The 16,702-nt window shown below is 71.5% G+C and carries 17 protein-coding genes; 8 read left to right on the forward strand and 9 right to left on the reverse strand.

Annotated elements, in window-relative coordinates; genetic code table 11:
* The first annotated feature begins 266 nt into the window (after nucleotides 1–266).
* The gene (gene wblA, locus AB0937_RS01670) at nucleotides 267–605 is read left to right on the forward strand and encodes a transcriptional regulator WblA (RefSeq protein WP_234750049.1); all 339 of its coding nucleotides are present in this window, start codon (nucleotides 267–269) and stop codon (nucleotides 603–605) included.
* Nucleotides 606–803: 198 nt separating this feature from the next.
* Here wblA and AB0937_RS01675 read toward each other — a convergent pair whose 3' ends face one another.
* Together AB0937_RS01675 and AB0937_RS01680 are read right to left on the reverse strand one after the other, a co-directional pair.
* Nucleotides 804–2,207, reverse strand: a complete 1,404-nt coding sequence (locus tag AB0937_RS01675; RefSeq protein ID WP_366708946.1) for an ArsA family ATPase — start codon at nucleotides 2,205–2,207, stop codon at nucleotides 804–806.
* A gap of 127 nt (nucleotides 2,208–2,334) precedes the next feature.
* Nucleotides 2,335–3,312, reverse strand: coding sequence for an ArsA-related P-loop ATPase (locus AB0937_RS01680; protein WP_366708947.1), 978 nt, complete (start codon nucleotides 3,310–3,312; stop codon nucleotides 2,335–2,337).
* A gap of 107 nt (nucleotides 3,313–3,419) precedes the next feature.
* On the opposite strand from AB0937_RS01680, the gene AB0937_RS01685 reads away from it, so the two are divergent.
* The 4 genes from AB0937_RS01685 to AB0937_RS01700 all read left to right on the forward strand — a co-directional run bounded on the left by AB0937_RS01685 (nucleotide 3,420) and on the right by AB0937_RS01700 (nucleotide 5,828).
* Nucleotides 3,420–3,578, forward strand: a complete 159-nt coding sequence (locus tag AB0937_RS01685) for a DUF4177 domain-containing protein (protein WP_097218487.1) — start codon at nucleotides 3,420–3,422, stop codon at nucleotides 3,576–3,578.
* A complete protein-coding gene (locus AB0937_RS01690) occupies nucleotides 3,578–4,039 on the forward strand; it encodes a RidA family protein (protein WP_053669671.1) in 462 nt (153 codons plus the stop codon). The genes AB0937_RS01685 and AB0937_RS01690 overlap by 1 nt, the downstream gene beginning before the upstream one ends.
* 92 nt (nucleotides 4,040–4,131) lie before the next feature.
* Nucleotides 4,132–5,001 carry an NUDIX hydrolase gene (locus AB0937_RS01695; RefSeq protein WP_366708948.1) on the forward strand — a complete coding sequence of 290 codons (870 nt, stop codon included), beginning with the start codon at nucleotides 4,132–4,134 and terminating at the stop codon, nucleotides 4,999–5,001.
* Nucleotides 4,998–5,828 carry an MBL fold metallo-hydrolase gene (locus AB0937_RS01700; RefSeq protein WP_366708949.1) on the forward strand — a complete coding sequence of 277 codons (831 nt, stop codon included), beginning with the start codon at nucleotides 4,998–5,000 and terminating at the stop codon, nucleotides 5,826–5,828. Before AB0937_RS01695 ends, AB0937_RS01700 begins: the two co-directional genes overlap by 4 nt.
* Here the strand turns inward: AB0937_RS01700 and AB0937_RS01705 are convergent.
* Both AB0937_RS01705 and AB0937_RS01710 read right to left on the reverse strand, forming a co-directional pair.
* Nucleotides 5,825–6,658 carry a nucleotidyltransferase domain-containing protein gene (locus tag AB0937_RS01705; RefSeq protein ID WP_366708950.1) on the reverse strand — a complete coding sequence of 278 codons (834 nt, stop codon included), beginning with the start codon at nucleotides 6,656–6,658 and terminating at the stop codon, nucleotides 5,825–5,827. The genes AB0937_RS01700 and AB0937_RS01705 overlap by 4 nt on opposite strands.
* Nucleotides 6,659–6,772: 114 nt before the next feature.
* Entirely contained in the window at nucleotides 6,773–7,447 is a 675-nt protein-coding gene (locus AB0937_RS01710; RefSeq protein WP_010031945.1) for a Crp/Fnr family transcriptional regulator, read from the reverse strand.
* A gap of 335 nt (nucleotides 7,448–7,782) precedes the next feature.
* Between AB0937_RS01710 and nth the strand changes: the two genes are divergently transcribed.
* From nth to AB0937_RS01725, 3 genes are all read left to right on the forward strand, one after another.
* Nucleotides 7,783–8,805 carry an endonuclease III gene (gene nth, locus AB0937_RS01715; RefSeq protein WP_366708951.1) on the forward strand — a complete coding sequence of 341 codons (1,023 nt, stop codon included), beginning with the start codon at nucleotides 7,783–7,785 and terminating at the stop codon, nucleotides 8,803–8,805.
* A 337-nt stretch (nucleotides 8,806–9,142) separates the two neighbouring features.
* On the forward strand, nucleotides 9,143–9,838 hold the full coding sequence (locus AB0937_RS01720; RefSeq protein WP_366708952.1) for a CoA pyrophosphatase: 696 nt from the start codon (nucleotides 9,143–9,145) through the stop codon (nucleotides 9,836–9,838).
* Nucleotides 9,839–9,851: 13 nt separating this feature from the next.
* The gene (locus tag AB0937_RS01725; RefSeq protein WP_366708953.1) at nucleotides 9,852–11,051 is read left to right on the forward strand and encodes a MarP family serine protease; all 1,200 of its coding nucleotides are present in this window, start codon (nucleotides 9,852–9,854) and stop codon (nucleotides 11,049–11,051) included.
* A gap of 90 nt (nucleotides 11,052–11,141) precedes the next feature.
* On the opposite strand, the gene AB0937_RS01730 is transcribed toward AB0937_RS01725, so the two are convergent.
* The 5 genes from AB0937_RS01730 to acs form a co-directional block, all read right to left on the reverse strand.
* Nucleotides 11,142–11,324, reverse strand: a complete 183-nt coding sequence (locus AB0937_RS01730) for a hypothetical protein (protein ID WP_079129072.1) — start codon at nucleotides 11,322–11,324, stop codon at nucleotides 11,142–11,144.
* Between the two features lie 127 nt (nucleotides 11,325–11,451).
* The gene (locus AB0937_RS01735) at nucleotides 11,452–12,405 is read right to left on the reverse strand and encodes an alpha/beta hydrolase (RefSeq protein ID WP_366708954.1); all 954 of its coding nucleotides are present in this window, start codon (nucleotides 12,403–12,405) and stop codon (nucleotides 11,452–11,454) included.
* Nucleotides 12,402–12,890: a phage holin family protein gene (locus tag AB0937_RS01740; protein ID WP_184560815.1), complete on the reverse strand. Its 489-nt coding sequence runs from the start codon at nucleotides 12,888–12,890 to the stop codon at nucleotides 12,402–12,404. Before AB0937_RS01740 ends, AB0937_RS01735 begins: the two co-directional genes overlap by 4 nt.
* Nucleotides 12,891–13,010: 120 nt before the next feature.
* Nucleotides 13,011–14,447 (reverse strand): Na+/H+ antiporter NhaA, encoded by a 1,437-nt coding sequence (nhaA, locus tag AB0937_RS01745; RefSeq protein ID WP_366708955.1) that lies wholly within the window; start codon nucleotides 14,445–14,447, stop codon nucleotides 13,011–13,013.
* Between the two features lie 192 nt (nucleotides 14,448–14,639).
* Nucleotides 14,640–16,595 (reverse strand): acetate--CoA ligase, encoded by a 1,956-nt coding sequence (gene acs, locus AB0937_RS01750; RefSeq protein ID WP_366708956.1) that lies wholly within the window; start codon nucleotides 16,593–16,595, stop codon nucleotides 14,640–14,642.
* Nucleotides 16,596–16,702: the final 107 nt, after the last annotated feature.

The raw sequence follows: 16,702 nt of genomic DNA on the forward strand, positions 1-16,702 counted from the left end.
GGGCGTGTCCGAATCCGCCTTGTGTGTCATACGGCGTCCGATGTGACGCAGCTGAACTGTCCCGGTTTGCCGGAATAGTTACGTATGTCACCAGCTCACTCCCCCGGGTGATCTGCCGCTTACCCATAGTCCGTTCGGACCATTCAAGATTGGGCCCGCTGGGGGTGTTGCGCTGTGCCCACCTTCCGTAACGTCCTCAACTGGCGGCGGTGAATATGCCGCTGCCGCCGTGGGGGAGCCTCGATTCGGGAGAGGACGGCGCCGGTATGGGCTGGGTAGTCGACTGGAGTGCGCAGGCGGCCTGCCGCACTACCGATCCGGACGAACTGTTCGTTCAAGGAGCAGCGCAGAACAGGGCCAAGGCGGTGTGCACCGGATGCCCGGTGCGGACGGAGTGCCTGGCCGACGCGCTCGACAACCGCGTCGAGTTCGGCGTGTGGGGAGGCATGACGGAGCGGGAGCGCCGCGCGCTGTTGCGCAGGCGTCCCACCGTGACCTCCTGGCGCCGGCTGCTGGAGACGGCGCGCACGGAGTACGAGCGGGGGTGCGGTGTCATGCCCCTCGATGACGACGAGATCTACGAGAACTACGCGGCGGTGAGCTGAGGCCCTCCGGGAGCTCCCCAGGTCCAGGTCTGAGGGCCCCTGGCCGGGCCCTTCGCCGTCACCGGTGAGCCCGGCGCCACCCGCGCCGTCGCTCAAGCGCCCTTGCCTGCGCGCCGGGTTGCCCCAGCACTCGCCTCGGGGTGTCCTCGCCGGGTTGTCCTCGTTGCGTGGCCCTCAGGCGTATGCCTCGGGTTGCCCTCAGGCGGTCGCCTCGGGCGGTTCCGGCTGGTTTGCGGGGTCCGGAAGCTCACGCTCGTCGGCCGCCAGCCGGTCGCCGATGTCGCGCAGGCCCGCGAGGTCGTGCACGTCCCCGGGCAGCGCGGCCACTTCCGTCACGGCCACCTCGGGGTGGAGCGCGATGAAGCGGTCACGCGTGCGCTGCTCACGGGAGAGCAGCTGCATGCGATCGGCGTGCAGCCTGAGCAGGCCTGCCGTGAGCTGGTCGACGGACCGCTCGGCGTCCTCGGCGTCCTCCGTGTCCCCGGTGGGCTCGGTGTCGTCGGCGTGCTCGGTGGGGGAGCCACCTTCGGGAGCCGATGCCAGAGCTGGTGTCCCGGGCGTGGGAGAGCCTGAACTGTCCTGTGTGTCGGGGGAGTTACGAAGTAGTGCCTTCCCGTCCTCCTGATCCACAATGCGGGGCTCTTCAAGATTTTCCGCGGCGGCGAGCGCCCGCTCGGCCGACAGCCGGCCGGCGCCGCTGCCGTGCACCCGGTTGAGCACCAGACCGGCGAGCGGCATGTCCTCCGCGGCCAGCCGCTCCACGAAGTAGGCGGCCTCGCGCAGCGCGTCCCGCTCCGGGGCCGCGACCACGAGGAACGCCGTGCCGGGCGCCTGGAGCAACTTGTACGTCGCGTCCGCGCGGGTTCGGAAGCCGCCGAAGGTGGTGTCCATCGCCGACACGAACGTCTGGACGTCCTTGAGGAGCTGACCGCCGAGCAGCTTGCCGAGGGTGCCGGTCATCATCGACATCCCGACGTTCAGGAACTTCATCCCGGCGCGGCCGCCCAGCTTCGCCGGTGCCGTCAGCAGCCGGATCAGCCGGCCGTCCAGGAAGGAACCGAGCCGCTTGGGCGCGTCCAGGAAGTCCAGCGCCGAACGCGACGGCGGTGTGTCGACGACGATCAGGTCCCATTCGTCCCGGGCGCGCAGCTGCCCGAGCTTCTCCATCGCCATGTACTCCTGCGTGCCCGCGAAGCCCGCCGAGAGCGACTGGTAGAAGGGGTTGCCCAGGATGGCGGCCGCCCGCTCGGGGTCCGCGTGCGCCTCGACGATCTCGTCGAAGGTGCGCTTCATGTCGAGCATCATCGCGTGCAGCTCGCCGCCCGCCGTGTCGTCGATGCCCTTCACCCGGCGCGGGGTGTTGTCGAGTGAGTCGATGCCCATGGACTGGGCCAGTCTGCGGGCCGGGTCGATGGTCAGCACGACCACCTTGCGGCCCCGCTCGGCCGCACGCAGGCCCAGGGCCGCCGCGGTCGTGGTCTTGCCGACCCCGCCCGAGCCGCAGCACACCACGATCCGGGTCTGCGGGTCCTCCAGCAGCGGATCGATGTCGAGCAGGCGCGTCGGCGACAGATGGTGGTGGGCCGGGTCCGGACGACTCATGACATCCCCTGCTTCCGACTCATGACGGGTCCTGCCTGTCCGACCTGGCTCATGACACGCCCTGCCCGCGTGCCTTGCCGCTGCCGGCTCATGACACGCCCTGCCCGCGTGCCCTGTCCGTGTCGGCTCATGACACGCCCTGCTCGCGCAGCTCGCGGGCCAGCTCGTACAGCCCTGCCAGGTCCATGCCCTCGGCGAACAGCGGCAGTTCGTGCAGCGGCAGGCCCACCTCGGCGAGGACCGCACGCTGCTCGTGCTCCAGCGTGTACCGCTCGGCGTACTCCTCGGCCTGCGTGAGCAGCGGGTCCACCAGCCGCTCCGCGTGCCCCCCGCGCCGCGCCCCGCCGAGCCCCGCGGACGACAGGGACCGCGCGACAGTGGAACGCGGGACGGTCCGCAGGAGTTCCAGGTCGGTCTCGTCCAGCACCTCCGGCCGGACCATGTTCACGATGATCCGGCCCACCGGCAGCCGGGCCGAACGCAGCTCGGCGATGCCGTCCACGGTCTCCTGGACGGGCATCTCCTCCAGCAGCGTCACCAGGTGCACCGCCGTCTCCGGCGACTTCAGCACCCGCATCACGGCCTGCGCCTGATTGTGTATCGGGCCGATCTTGGCGAGGCCCGCGACCTCGTCGTTCACGTTCAGGAAGCGCGTGATCCGCCCGGTCGGCGGGGCGTCCATGACCACGTAGTCGTAGACGAACCGTCCGCTGCGCTCCTTGCGGCGCACCGCCTCGCACGCCTTGCCGGTCAGGAGGACGTCCCTGAGGCCGGGCGCGATGGTGGTGGCGAAGTCGATCGCGCCGAGCTTTTTCAGGGCCCGTCCGGCGCTGCCCAGCTTGTAGAACATCTGGAGGTAGTCCAGAAGGGCCAGTTCGGGGTCGATGGCGAGGGCGTACACCTCCCCGCCCCCGGGTGCTACCGCGATTTTCCGTTCCTCGTAAGGCAGCGCCTCCGTTTCGAAGAGCTGCGCGATGCCCTGACGGCCCTCGACCTCGACGAGAAGCGTCCGCTTCCCCTCCGTGGCCAGGGCCAGCGCTAGGGCCGCGGCCACCGTGGTCTTGCCGGTACCGCCCTTGCCGCTGACGACCTGGAGCCTGCTCACGTATTCGAGCCTAACCAGTCCGCGCCCGGGCTACGCGGGAGGCTGTGGACAACCGGTGCGGTGGTGGGCCGCGTGCCCCCCGGCCACCAGCGGCTAGAGTCGGCCGCATGACCAAGTGGGAATACTCAACCGTGCCGCTGCTCGTCCACGCCACGAAGCAGATTCTGGACACCTGGGGCGAGGACGGCTGGGAGCTCGTCCAGGTCGTGCCCGGGCCGAACAACCCCGAGCAGCTCGTCGCCTACCTGAAGCGGGAGAAGCAGTAGTGGGCGCCGTCGAGGCGAAGCTGGCCGAGCTCGGCCTGAGCCTGCCCGACGTGGTCCCGCCGCTCGCCGCGTACCAGCCGGCCGTGCAGTCCGGCCCGTACGTCTACACCGCCGGGCAGCTCCCGATGGTGGAGGGCAAGCTTCCGGTCACCGGCAAGGTCGGTGCGGAGGTCACCGCCGAGGAGGCCAAGGAGCTGGCACGCACGTGCGCGCTGAACGCCCTGGCCGCCGTCAAGTCCGTCGCCGGTGACCTGGACCGCATCGCGCGTGTGGTGAAGGTCGTCGGCTTCGTGGCCTCGGCATCCGACTTCACGGGCCAGCCCGCGGTGCTGAACGGCGCGAGCGAGCTGCTCGGCGAGGTCCTCGGCGACAAGGGCGTGCACGCGCGCAGTGCGGTGGGCGTCGCGGTGCTGCCGCTGGACGCACCGGTCGAGGTCGAGATCCAGGTGGAGCTCGCATAACACCCCGCGGGACCCGTCAGCGGGTCCCAGCTGCGGAATCCGTCCCCGGGGGCCACTCGAACATCCGCCCGTCACGGGATAGCCTCGCGCCCATGGCGAACGGTCAGTGGTACCCCCCGGAGTGGCCGGACCGCATCCGCGCACTCGCGGCCGGCACCCTCACCCCGGTGACCCCGAAGCGCGCGGCCACCGTCATGCTGCTGAAGGACACGGGCAGCGGCCCCGTCGTCCACATGCTGCGCAGACGCGCCTCCATGGCCTTCGCCGGAGGCGCGTACGCGTATCCGGGCGGCGGTGTCGACCCGCGTGACGACGACCACCACGTCCGCTGGGCGGGCCCCACGCGCGCGTGGTGGGCCGAGCGGCTCGGCGTCGACGAGACGGCGGCCCAGGCGATCGTCTGCGCGGCCGTGCGCGAGACCTACGAGGAGGCGGGCGTCCTGCTCGCCGGTCCGAGCTCCGACTCGGTGGTCGGCGACACCACCGGCGCCGACTGGGAAGCCGACCGGGCCGCCCTGGTCGCCCGGGACCTGTCCTTCGCCGAGTTCCTGGACCGCCGCGGCCTGGTCCTGCGCTCCGACCTGCTCGGCGCCTGGACCCGCTGGATCACCCCGGAGTTCGAGGCCCGCCGCTATGACACCTGGTTCTTCGTCGCCGCGCTCCCGAAGGGGCAGCGCACCCGCAACGCCTCCACGGAGGCCGACCGCACGGTGTGGATCGCCCCGCGCGAGGCGGCGGCCGGGTACGACGAGGGCGTGCTGCTGATGATGCCGCCGACGATCGCCACCCTGCGCCAGCTGACGGCGTACGAGACGGCCGCCGGGGCGCTCGACGCCGCCCCGGGCCGGGACCTCACGCCCGTCCTTGCCACCGCCCGCCTGGTGGACGGGGAGATCGTGCTCTCCTGGCCGGGCCACGACGAGTTCACCAAGCACATCCCGACGGGTGGAGCCACCGCATGACGGACGCAAGCGCCCTTCCCGGCCGGCCCCGCGGCGGGGTCCTCTCCGGGCCCGCCACCGCACGGGCCGTCAACGTCCTGGCTCCGAACGCCTCGGCGATGACCCTGGACGGCACCAACACCTGGATCGTCTCCGAGCCCGATTCCGACCTGGCCGTGGTGATCGACCCGGGGCCCCTGGACGACGGGCACCTGCGGCGGGTCGTGGCCACGGCCGAGCAGGCCGGCAAGCGCGTCGCCCTCACCCTGCTCACCCACGGCCACCCCGACCACGCGGAGGGCGCCGACCGCTTCGCCGAACTGACCGGCACGCGCGTGCGTGCCCTCGACCCGGCCCTGCGCCTCGGCGACGAGGGCCTGGCCGCCGGAGATGTGATCACGACCGGCGGGCTGGAACTGCGCGTCGTACCGACCCCCGGCCACACCGCCGACTCCCTGTCCTTCCACCTCCCGGCCGACCGGGCGGTCCTCACCGGGGACACGGTCCTCGGCCGTGGCACGACGGTCGTGGCCCACCCCGACGGCCGTCTCGGCGACTACCTGGACTCCCTGCGCCGCCTGCGCTCCCTCTCGGTCGACGACGGCGTCCACACGGTCCTGCCGGGCCACGGCCCGGTCCTGGAGGACGCCCAGGGTGTCGTCGAGTACTACCTCGCCCACCGCGCCAACCGCCTCGCCCAGGTCGAGACGGCCGTGGAGGACGGCCACCGCACCCCCGCGCAGGTCGTCGCCCACGTCTACGCCGACGTGGACCGCTCCCTGTGGCCCGCGGCGGAACTGTCGGTCCGGGCCCAGATGGACTACCTGGAGGAGCACGGGCTCATCTAGGGCCCCTCGGGACGCGGTGCTTTGACGCCGTGCACGCGCGCGTACTCCCCGGCGAGCCAGGGGCCCAGATCGCCGACGTGTGCCGCGAGCACGGCCGCGTCCCCGGCCGGCTCCCGCCCCAGGGCGGCCGCGGCCCGCATCTGCTCGCCCCGCTCGGGGTAGTACCCCGCGAAGGCCCCGGCCATCTCGTGCAGGTCGCTGGTCCAGCCGTTCCAGCGGGGCATGACGAGCGTGAAGCCGGTACGGACCAGATGCCGGGACATGAAGCGGACGAGGGGCCGCCGGGCCTCCTCGGTGTCGTCCGCCTCGGCGATCCGCCGTCGCCAGCGGGGGAGGAGCAGGGCCAGGTCGCCGTTGGTCTCGCGGGCCAGCAGCGAGTCGGGGCGGTAGCGCGGCAGGCACGCGGCCAGATCCTCGCCCAGCAGCGGGGTGCACAGGCAGGCGACGAACCAGCCCAGGTCGTGCCTCTCCAGGTCGCTCAGCAGCCGCGCCCGGCTGAACAGCAGGGTGCCGTGCCCGTCGATGTGCCCGAACTCCTCGTCCAACGACGCGCCGAGTGCCCGGGCGTCGTCCAGGTCCGCCCCGGTCGGCTCCTCGTGCAGGGCGAGCAGCAGGTCCAGGTCGCTGCGGCCCACACGCGCGGTGCCGCGCGGTATCGACCCGTAGAGGTACGCGCTGTGCAGCCGGTGCCCGAACACGCCGGCCAGCCGGTCGCGTGTCGCGGTGACGACCGGACGGAAGGCCGGGGGCACGCGCGCGAGAGAGCCCTCCCGCGTGAGGAAGCCCAGCGCGTCGAGTCCGGGGCGGTGGTGGGCAGTGCTGCCGGTCATGCGCTCACCGTGCCGTGAGCAGAGCCGCCCTGGGACGCGCTTTTCGCTTCCTTGACGACGTCGGGCCCCGTCTCGTGAGGAGACGGGGCCCGATGACGTACGGCAGGGTGCGCGTCAGCGTGAGCGCTTGGCGAGGCGCTCCACGTCCAGGAGGATCACCGCGCGGGCCTCCAGACGGAGCCAGCCGCGCTGGGCGAAGTCCGCGAGGGCCTTGTTGACCGTCTCACGGGACGCGCCGACCAGCTGGGCCAGCTCCTCCTGCGTGAGGTCGTGCACGACGTGGATGCCCTCCTCGGACTGCACGCCGAACCGGCGCGACAGGTCCAGCAGGGCGCGGGCGACACGGCCCGGGACGTCCGAGAAGACGAGGTCGGACATGGCGTCGTTGGTCTTGCGCAGCCGGCGCGCGACGGCGCGCAGGAGCGCCGTGGCCACCTCCGGGCGGGCGTTCAGCCAGGGCTGGAGGTCGCCGTGGCCGAGGCCGAGCAGCTTGACCTCGGTCAGTGCCGTGGCGGTCGCGGTGCGCGGGCCCGGGTCGAACAGCGAGAGCTCACCGATGAGCTCGCCGGGGCCGACCACGGCCAGCATGTTCTCGCGGCCGTCGGGGGACGTGCGGTGGAGCTTCACCTTGCCCTCCGTGACCACGTACAGGCGGTCACCGGGGTCGCCCTCATGGAACAGCGAGTCACCGCGGGCGAGGGTCACCTCACTCATGGAGGCGCGGAGCTCCGCGGCCTGCTCGTCATCGAGCGCCGCGAAGAGCGGATTGCGCCGCAGAACGTCGTCCACGAGTTCTCTCCTTGTCGACCTGCTCAGGGGATCTTGCTCCCCCGTGTACCGAGGGACCGTGGTGCCCATTTTGTCGGGCGGTCCAAACAGTGTGATCTGTCACAAGGATGCCGCACACGTGTCCCGGGGTACGCGGCAGGGGTCCAATTGGGCGCCGATCTTCAGGGGCCGGGCCGGATGCCGGTGCCGGGCCGTAGGCTGGCCGGGTGTCCAAATCGCCGGTGAGAGCACAGGCCGAGGGGGCTGCGCGGGTGGTTGTACGTCGCGATTCCGCTGTGGGCGAACAGGGCCCCGATGGCGGTAGGAAAACGGCGAAACAGAACAAGGCGGAACCAGTGAAGAAGACGGCGGCCGTGAAGAAGGCCGCTTCCGCGAAGCGGGGGGCCTCCGCCGAGAAGGCAGCCCCGGCGAAGAAGGCCGCTTCCGCCAAGAAGGCGGCCTCCGCGGAGAAAGCCGCTCCGGCGAAGAAGGCCGCCTCCGTGAAGAAGGCGCCCGCGGCCAAGAAGGTCGTGGTCGCGCCCGAGAAGGCCACCGCCCGGGTCAAGGGCACCGCGCCCGCCAAGGCCGTCGTCCACCCGCCGGGCGACGAGTCGCGTACCGCCCTGGTCCGCCGGGCCCGCCGTATCAACCGCGAGCTCGCCGAGGTCTTTCCGTACGCCCACCCCGAGCTGGACTTCGAGAACCCCTTCCAACTGGTCGTCGCCACGGTCCTGTCCGCCCAGACGACCGACCTGCGCGTCAATCAGACGACACCCTCCCTCTTCGCGAAGTACCCGACCCCGGAGGACCTGGCCGCCGCCAACCCCGAGGAGGTGGAGGAGATCCTCCGCCCGTGCGGCTTCTTCCGGGCCAAGACGAAGTCCGTCATAGGGCTGTCGAAGGCGCTGGTCGAGGATTTCAAGGGCGAGGTACCCGGCCGGCTCGAGGACCTGGTGAAGCTGCCCGGTGTCGGCCGCAAGACCGCGTTCGTCGTGCTGGGCAACGCCTTCGGCCGCCCCGGCATCACGGTGGACACGCACTTCCAGCGGCTGGTGCGCCGCTGGCAGTGGACCGGCGAGACCGACCCCGACAAGATCGAGGCGGCCGTCGGCGCGCTCTTCCCGAAGAGCGACTGGACGGATCTGTCGCACCACGTGATCTGGCACGGCCGCCGCATCTGCCACGCCCGCAAGCCCGCGTGCGGCGTCTGCCCGATCGCTCCGCTGTGCCCGGCGTACGGCGAGGGCGAGACCGACCCGGAGAAGGCGAAGAAGCTCCTCAAGTACGAGAAGGGCGGTTTGCCCGGCCAGCGTCTGAAGCCTCCGCAGGCCTACCTGGACGCGGGCGGCAAGCCGGCGCCGCCCCTGGGGGCCGGATGAGCCACCCGAGCCGGCGGAGGGGCCCGATGGGAAACCCGAGGGGCTCGTGGCGCCACCTCAGGGGCTCGGCGTGCGCCCCGCGCCCGAGCGGCACGGCGTGCGCCCCGCGCTTGAGCGGTACGGCGAGCGCCCGGAGCGGCCTGACGCGCGCCCGGAGGGGTTTGACGGGTGACCAGGCGGGCCCGATGCGCGCCCCGGGAGGCTTCGCGCACCACCCGGTGGATCCGACGCGCCGCCCGCAGAGCCGTACGCGCCGCCCGTTCAGGCGATCCCGGGTGCGCGCGGAACGATCTCAGGGGCGTCGTGCGTTGGACGCGGCAGGACGACGGGGGTGGCGATGACGCGTGCGAGCGACACACAGGGCGGGCAGGTGGCGCTGAGCAAGGACGGCCTGCCCGGCTGGCTGGACCCCGTGGTGCACGCCGTGGAGACCGTCCGCCCGACGCAGCTGAGCCGGTTCCTGCCGCCGGAGGACGGGGCGGGGCGGCAGTCCGCCGTGCTGGTCCTCTTCGGTGAGGGCGCGCACGGTCCGGAGCTGCTGCTCATGGAACGCGCGAGCTCCCTGCGCTCGCACGCCGGCCAGCCCTCCTTCCCCGGCGGCGCACTGGACCCGGAGGACGGTGACCCGTACGGCGACGGCCCGCTGCGGGCCGCCCTGCGCGAGGCGGAGGAGGAGACCGGCCTCGACCCCTCCGGCGTCCAGCTCTTCGGCGTCCTGCCCCGGCTCTACATCCCGGTCAGCGGCTTCGTCGTCACCCCCGTGCTGGGCTGGTGGCGCGAGCCGAGCCCGGTCGGGGTGGTCGATCCGAACGAAACCGCCAGGGTCTTCACCGTCCCCGTGGCGGATCTCACGGATCCCGCCAACCGCGCGACCACCGTCCACCCCAGTGGCCACCGAGGACCGGCATTTCTGGTCGAATCAGCCCTTGTCTGGGGTTTCACGGCCGGAATCATCGACCGCCTGCTGCACTTCGCGGGCTGGGAGCGCCCCTGGGACCGCGAGAAGCAGGTCCCCCTCGACTGGCGCGCATGACAGGGTGGCCTTCGTGAACGTGCTGGACATCTTGTTGCTGGTCGCCGCCGTGTGGTTCGCGGTCGTGGGATACCGCCAGGGGTTCGTCGTCGGCATCCTGTCGGTGATCGGCTTCCTGGGCGGTGGCCTCGTCGCGGTCTACGTGCTGCCCGTCATCTGGGACGCGCTGACGGACAACGCGGAGGTGAACACGACCGCCGCCGTGGTCGCGGTCGTCGTCGTCATCGTGTGCGCCTCCGTCGGCCAGGCCCTGACCACGCACCTCGGCAACAAGCTGCGCCGGCACATCACCTGGTCCCCGGCCCGGGCCCTCGACGCCACCGGCGGCGCCCTGGTCAACGTCATGGCGATGCTGCTGGTCGCCTGGCTGATCGGATCCGCCCTCGCGGGCACGACCCTGCCGACGGTCGGCAAGGAGGTCCGCAACTCCAAGGTCCTGCTGGGTGTCTCGCAGGCCCTGCCGGACCAGGCGGCCACCTGGTTCGCGGACTTCTCCTCCGTCCTCGCGCAGAACGGCTTCCCGCAGGTCTTCAGCCCGTTCTCCAACGAGCCCATCACCGACGTCCAGCCGCCCGACCCCGAGCTCGCCGGCAGCCCCGTGGCGCACCGCGCCCAGCGCTCCATCGTCAAGGTCACGGGCACGGCCCCGAGCTGCGGCAAGGTCCTGGAGGGCACCGGCTTCGTCTTCTCCGACCGGCGCGTGATGACCAACGCGCACGTGGTGGGCGGAGTCGACGAGCCGACCGTGCAGATCGGCGGCGAGGGCAGGAAGTACGACGCCGAGGTCGTGCTCTACGACTGGCGGCGTGACATCGCCGTGCTCGACGTGCCGGACCTGAAGGCGCCCGTGCTGCGGTTCACCCCGAAGGACGCGAGCAGCGGCGACAACGCGATCGTCGCGGGCTTCCCGGAGAACGGGTCGTACGACGTGCGGGCCGCGCGCGTCCGCGGCCGTATCACCGCCAACGGCCCGGACATCTACCACCGGGGCACGGTCCGCCGCGACGTCTACTCCCTCTACGCGACCGTCCGTCAGGGCAACTCCGGCGGCCCGCTGCTCACACCCGACGGCAAGGTCTACGGCGTCGTGTTCGCCAAGTCGCTCGACGACGCCAAGACGGGATACGCGCTGACCGTGGACGAGATCCAGGAGGACATCACCAAGGGGCGCACCGCGAACCGGCAGGTGGGCAGCGACAGCTGCGCCCTCTAGGGCCTGTCGTCAGGCCCTGTCGTTCGGACCACGCAGCAGACGCGGCGCCGTTGCCGCAGGTGTCGGGGTGTCACTCGCGCGAGTGATGTCTCAATCGCGTGTATGGCGCAGACGTACGGAGACCCAGCGGGCCCGGCGGCGGAGGATGCGCGGGATCCCCACCCTGGGATCCGCGGTCACCATCTGCGGTGCGCCGCTTCGCTGGTGGGGGTTCGTACCGCTCGCCGAGCGGCGATTGCGGGTTGCGTCACTGTAGTCGTGCGTCCAGCCCATACCCCGACGTGTGCCCCCGCCCCATGGTCGATAACCGCTCCCGAGGCGTCCAATTGGCCTATGCGCCGGGCAATTGGCCATTCGTAGGACAAGCGTTCCCGGGCCGGTACGCGGCGGGGTCGCCCGGTCACCGGTCGGGCTCGGGATCCCGCAGCCAGTTGACGAGTTCCGAGGAGAACGCGACCGGGTCCTCCTCGTGCGGGAAGTGCCCGAGGCCGTCGAACAGACGCCAGCGGTAGGGGGCTTCGACGTACTCGCCGGACCCGGCCGCGCTGCGCGTGCGCATCACGGGGTCGAGCGAGCCGTGCAGATGGAGCGTCGGCACCCGCACGGGCCGCTTCATCCGCCGGTTGAACTGGATGCCGTCCGGGCGGGCCAGGGAGCGCACCATCCAGCGGTACGGCTCGACCGCGCAGTGCGCCGTGGAGGGGATGCACATGGCCCGGCGGTACGTCTGCAGGGCCTCGTCCTCGGGCGGGCGCGGCCCGGACCACTCCTGGATCAGCTCCGCCACCAGCGCCCCGTCGTCGGCGGTGAGCTGCCGCTCCGGGATCCAGGGCCGCTGGAACCCCCAGACGTGTGAACCGGCGCGGGTCTGCTTGACGTCCCGCAGCATGGCCGAACGCCAGCGCCGCGGATGCGGCATGGACGCGACCGCCAGCCGCCGCACCAGCTTGGGGCGCATCGCGGCCGCCGTCCACGCGAGGTATCCGCCCAGGTCGTGGCCGACCAGCGCGGCGTCCGGCTCGCCGAGGGAGCGGATGACGCCGGTGACGTCGAGCGCCAGGTTGGCGGGGTCGTAGCCGCGCGGTGTGCGGTCGCTGCCGCCGACGCCCCGCAGGTCCATGGCGACGGCCCGGAAACCCGCGTCGGCGAGTGCCACCAGCTGGTGCCGCCAGGTCCACCAGAACTGCGGGAAGCCGTGCAGCAGCAGCACCAGCGGCCCGTCGCCCAGCTCGGCGATGTGGAAGCGGGCGCCGTTGGCGGCGACGTCGCGATGGCTCCAGGGGCCGTCCAGCAGGACGGCCGGAGCCGCTGGTTCCGAAGGTGTCTGTCCCGCAGGGATGGAGGAGCCCGTCATGACGACGAGCGTGCCACAGCCTCGATGGCCTCGGGGACCCGGTCCTGCGGGAGCTCCGGTCGCGGGTGCGGCTTGGCCTTCTGCAGCACGACCGCGCTCTCCTTCATCGACGCGGCGACCTTCTGCGGGCCCTTGCCCTTCTTGGCCTTCTTCGCGAAGGTCACGCCGATCAGCGCGAGCACCCCGGCGACCAGCACGTTCGCCGCGAACGACAGAAGGAAGCAGACCGCGAGGTTCCAGTCGCTCCAGGTGCGGATGCCGTACGCCAGCGCGAAGTTCAGCATCGGCAGGGAGAAGATCAGTACCGCGCCGGCCGCCGAGAAGGCGCCGCCACTGGTCGCACCGCGCTTCACGTCCTGCCTGAGCTGTGCCTTGGCCAGCGCGATCTCGTCGTGCACCAGCGCCGACATTTCCGCCGTCGCCGAGGCGAACAGCTGGCCGATGCTGCGTTCGGCGCCGACCGGGCTGCCGTCGGGTGCGCTCATCGCGGTCTCCCTCTTCTGCGTACGGTCCGTTTTCCGCGTCTTGTTCCTGACCCGCCGCAGTCGTCCGACTGGGTACGGCCTGACTGCGTACGGTCCCGTCTTTTGTACCGTCTCGTCAGATCATGCCGGACGGTGGTGGTCCTCGCCTGCCCCGCCCGGCACTTCGGCAAGCCCGTGGCGCGCCGCCGCCTTCTCCTGGGCGATCCTGCGGTGCTCGGCGGCCTTGCGCTCGTAGAGGGCGGCGAGCCGCAGGTGGTACGCCGGGTCGTCCTCCTCGTAGACGTCCGGGATGCCGTCGGCGTCCTCGTCGCGCTCCTCTTCCTCCCACAGGCGGCGATACGTGGCGTTGCGGATCTTCAGCAGGACCGTCGCGAGTGTCGCGGCGATGAGCGAGCCGAGCAGGACGGCGGCCTTGACCTCGTTCGTCATCGTCGGGTCGCCGTCGAAGGCGAGTTCGCCGATGAGCAGCGACACGGTGAAGCCGATACCGGCGAGGCTCGCCACCGCGAACACGTCCGCCCAGGCGAGGTCGTCGCTGAGCGAGGCCCGGGTGAAACGGGCCGTCAGCCATGTGCCGCCGAAGATGCCGAGCGCCTTGCCGACGACGAGACCGAGGACGACACCGAGGGTCTCCGGCTTCGTGAATACGTCGGCGAGCGCCCCGCCGGACACCGCGACGCCCGCGCTGAACAGGGCGAACAGCGGCACGGCGAGCCCCGCCGACAGGGGCCGTACCAGGTGCTCGATGCGCTCGCCGGGGGAGCGGTCCTCGCCCTCGTGCCGGTGGCAGCGCAGCATGAGGCCCATGGCGACACCGGCGACGGTGGCGTGGACGCCGCTGTTGTACATCAGCGCCCAGACGACGAGGCCCAGCGGCACGTACACGTACCAGCCGCGCACGCCCTTGCGGAGCAGCAGCCAGAAGAGCACCAGCCCCGCGACGGCTCCGCCGAGCGCCGCGAAGTTCAGGTCGGCGGTGAAGAACACCGCGATGATCAGGATCGCGAAGAGGTCGTCGACGACGGCGAGCGTGAGCAGGAAGGCCCGCAGCGCGCTCGGCAGGGAGGTGCCGATGACCGCGAGGACGGCGAGTGCGAACGCGATGTCGGTGGCGGTCGGCACGGCCCAGCCGGCCAGGGAGCCACCCCCCGCGACGGCGGTGACGGTGTAGACGAGCGCCGGTACGGCCATGCCGCACAGCGCGGCGACGACGGGCAGCGCGGCGGCCTTCGGGTCGCGCAGGTCGCCCGCCACGAGTTCCCGCTTGAGCTCGATCCCGGCGACGAAGAAGAAGACCGCGAGCAGCCCGTCGGCGGCCCAGTGTGCGACGGACAGGTCGAGTCCGAGGGCGGCGGGACCCAGGTGGTAGTGGGAGACGCTCTCATAGCTGTCGTGCAGGGCGGGGATGTTCGCCCACAGCAGCGCGGCGACCGCGGCGGCGAGCAGCAGCACCCCGCCGAGGGTCTCGGTGCGCAGCGCGTCCGCCACATAGGTCCGCTCGAGGAGCGAGAGCCGGCCGAGGACCTTGCGGGGGGCGCTGGGGCGGGGCGCGGTCATGGGGGAGACCTCCGGTCGGTGGGCAGGGCTGAACGCATGCCGACCAGACTTCCCGGCGCACCATGGAGCACTTGTTTTGCTTAGTTTAGCTAAGGGTGTGGCGGGGCGCACCCGCGGTCCTCACCACGGGCACCACGAGGGCACCCGGCTCGCTGTCCGCCGGGTGCCCGTCGCCGGTTCCGCTATGCCTGCTCAGTCCTCGCTGGGGGCGGCCGGCAGCTTGGCCTGGATGAGGTCCATGACCGTGGAGTCGGTCAGCGTGGTGACGTCACCGAGCTGGCGGTTCTCCGCGACGTCCCGCAGCAGGCGGCGCATGATCTTGCCCGAGCGGGTCTTGGGCAGCTCGGCCACCGGCAGGATCCGCTTCGGCTTGGCGATCGGGCCGAGGGTGTTGCCGACGTGGGCGCGCAGCTCGTCGACGAGCGTCTCGGTCTCGGCGGCCGTGCCGCGCAGGATCACGAAGGCGACGATCGCCTGCCCGGTCGTCTCGTCCGCCGCGCCGACCACGGCCGCCTCGGCGACCGAGGGGTGGGAGACGAGCGCCGACTCGACTTCCGTGGTGGAGATGTTGTGCCCGGAGACGAGCATGACGTCGTCGACCCGGCCGAGCAGCCAGATGTCGCCGTCGTCGTCCTTCTTGGCACCGTCACCGGCGAAGTACTTGCCCTCGAACCGCGACCAGTACGTGTCGATGAACCGCTGGTCGTCTCCCCAGATGGTGCGCAGCATCGACGGCCACGGCTCGGTGAGCACCAGGTAGCCGCCACCGCCGTCGGGCACCTCGTTCGCCTCGTCGTCGACGACCGTCGCGGAGATGCCGGGCAGCGGGGTCTGCGCCGAGCCGGGCTTGGTCGCGGTCACGCCCGGCAGCGGGCTGATCATCATCGAGCCGGTCTCGGTCTGCCACCAGGTGTCGACGACCGGGGTGCGGTCGCCGCCGATGTTCTTGCGGTACCAGACCCACGCCTCGGGGTTGATCGGCTCGCCGACCGAGCCCAGCACGCGCAGGCTGGAGAGGTCGAACTTGGCGGGGATGTCGTCGCCCCACTTCATGAACGTACGGATCGCGGTCGGCGCGGTGTAGAGGATCGTCACGCCGTACTTCTGGACGATCTCCCAGAAGCGGCCCTGGTGCGGGGTGTCGGGCGTGCCCTCGTACATGACCTGCGTCGCGCCGTTGGCGAGCGGGCCGTAGACGATGTACGAGTGGCCGGTGACCCAGCCGACGTCGGCGGTGCACCAGTAGACGTCGGTCTCCGGCTTCAGGTCGAAGACGGCGTGGTGGGTGTAGGCGGTCTGCGTGAGGTAGCCGCCGGAGGTGTGCAGGATGCCCTTCGGCTTCCCCGTGGTGCCCGAGGTGTAGAGGATGAACAGCGGGTGCTCGGCGTGGAAGGCCTGCGGGGTGTGCTCGGCGCTCTGACGCTCCACCAGGTCGTGCCACCACACGTCACGGCCCTCGGTGAAGGCGACCTCCTGGCCCGTGCGGCGTACGACCAGGACGTGCTCGACGATGCCGGCCTTCTCGACGGCCTCGTCCACGGCCGGCTTGAGCGCGGACGGCTTGCCGCGCCGGTAGCCGCCGTCGGAGGTGATGATCACGCGGGCGTCGGCGTCCTGGATGCGGGTGGCGAGCGCGTCCGAGGAGAAGCCGCCGAAGACGACCGAGTGGGCGGCGCCGATCCGGGCGCAGGCCAGCATCGCGATCGCGGTCTCGGGGATCATCGGCATGTAGACGGCGACCCGGTCGCCCGCCTGGACTCCCAGCTCCAGCAGGGCGTTGGCCGCCTTGGAGACCTCGACCTTGAGCTCGGCGTAGGTGATGGCGCGGCTGTCGCCGGGCTCGCCCTCGAAGTGGATGGCGACCCGGTCGCCGAGTCCGGCCTCCACATGGCGGTCGACGCAGTTGTAGGCGACGTTGAGCTCGCCGTCCTTGAACCACTTGGCGAACGGCGGGTTCGACCAGTCGAGGGTCTCGGTGGGCTCCTTGGCCCAGGTCAGCCGACGGGCCTGCTCGGCCCAGAAGCCGAGCCTGTCAGCCTTGGCCTGTTCATACGCCTCCGCGGTGACGTTGGCGTTCGCGGCCAGGTCGGCGGGGGGTGCGAACCTGCGCTCTTCCTTGAGCAGGTTGGCCAGGCTCTCGTTGCTCACGGCATCTGCCTTTCCCAGGGTGTCCGTTGTGTCCCAGGCCACAGCTCATCAGACCCGGGGGTGCGATGACAAGGGCCGACCGCCGATTGGTTTAGACCTCTCGGCGG

The sequence above is a fragment of the Streptomyces sp. NPDC047880 genome (genome assembly GCF_040706515.1).
Lineage (GTDB): Bacteria > Actinomycetota > Actinomycetes > Streptomycetales > Streptomycetaceae > Streptomyces.

Coding starts and splice junctions, on each gene's coding strand:
- AB0937_RS01675 (WP_366708946.1), bottom strand. CDS start 2,207: ATGAGTCGTCCGGACCCGGCCCACCACCATCTGTCGCCGACGCGCCTG.
- nhaA (WP_366708955.1), bottom strand. CDS start 14,447: ATGACCGCGCCCCGCCCCAGCGCCCCCCGCAAGGTCCTCGGCCGGCTC.
- AB0937_RS01700 (WP_366708949.1), top strand. CDS start 4,998: ATGACGGACGCAAGCGCCCTTCCCGGCCGGCCCCGCGGCGGGGTCCTC.
- AB0937_RS01720 (WP_366708952.1), top strand. CDS start 9,143: ATGACGCGTGCGAGCGACACACAGGGCGGGCAGGTGGCGCTGAGCAAG.
- AB0937_RS01740 (WP_184560815.1), bottom strand. CDS start 12,890: ATGAGCGCACCCGACGGCAGCCCGGTCGGCGCCGAACGCAGCATCGGC.
- AB0937_RS01685 (WP_097218487.1), top strand. CDS start 3,420: ATGACCAAGTGGGAATACTCAACCGTGCCGCTGCTCGTCCACGCCACG.
- wblA (WP_234750049.1), top strand. CDS start 267: ATGGGCTGGGTAGTCGACTGGAGTGCGCAGGCGGCCTGCCGCACTACC.
- AB0937_RS01735 (WP_366708954.1), bottom strand. CDS start 12,405: ATGACGGGCTCCTCCATCCCTGCGGGACAGACACCTTCGGAACCAGCG.
- AB0937_RS01705 (WP_366708950.1), bottom strand. CDS start 6,658: ATGACCGGCAGCACTGCCCACCACCGCCCCGGACTCGACGCGCTGGGC.
- AB0937_RS01695 (WP_366708948.1), top strand. CDS start 4,132: ATGGCGAACGGTCAGTGGTACCCCCCGGAGTGGCCGGACCGCATCCGC.
- AB0937_RS01730 (WP_079129072.1), bottom strand. CDS start 11,324: ATGGGCTGGACGCACGACTACAGTGACGCAACCCGCAATCGCCGCTCG.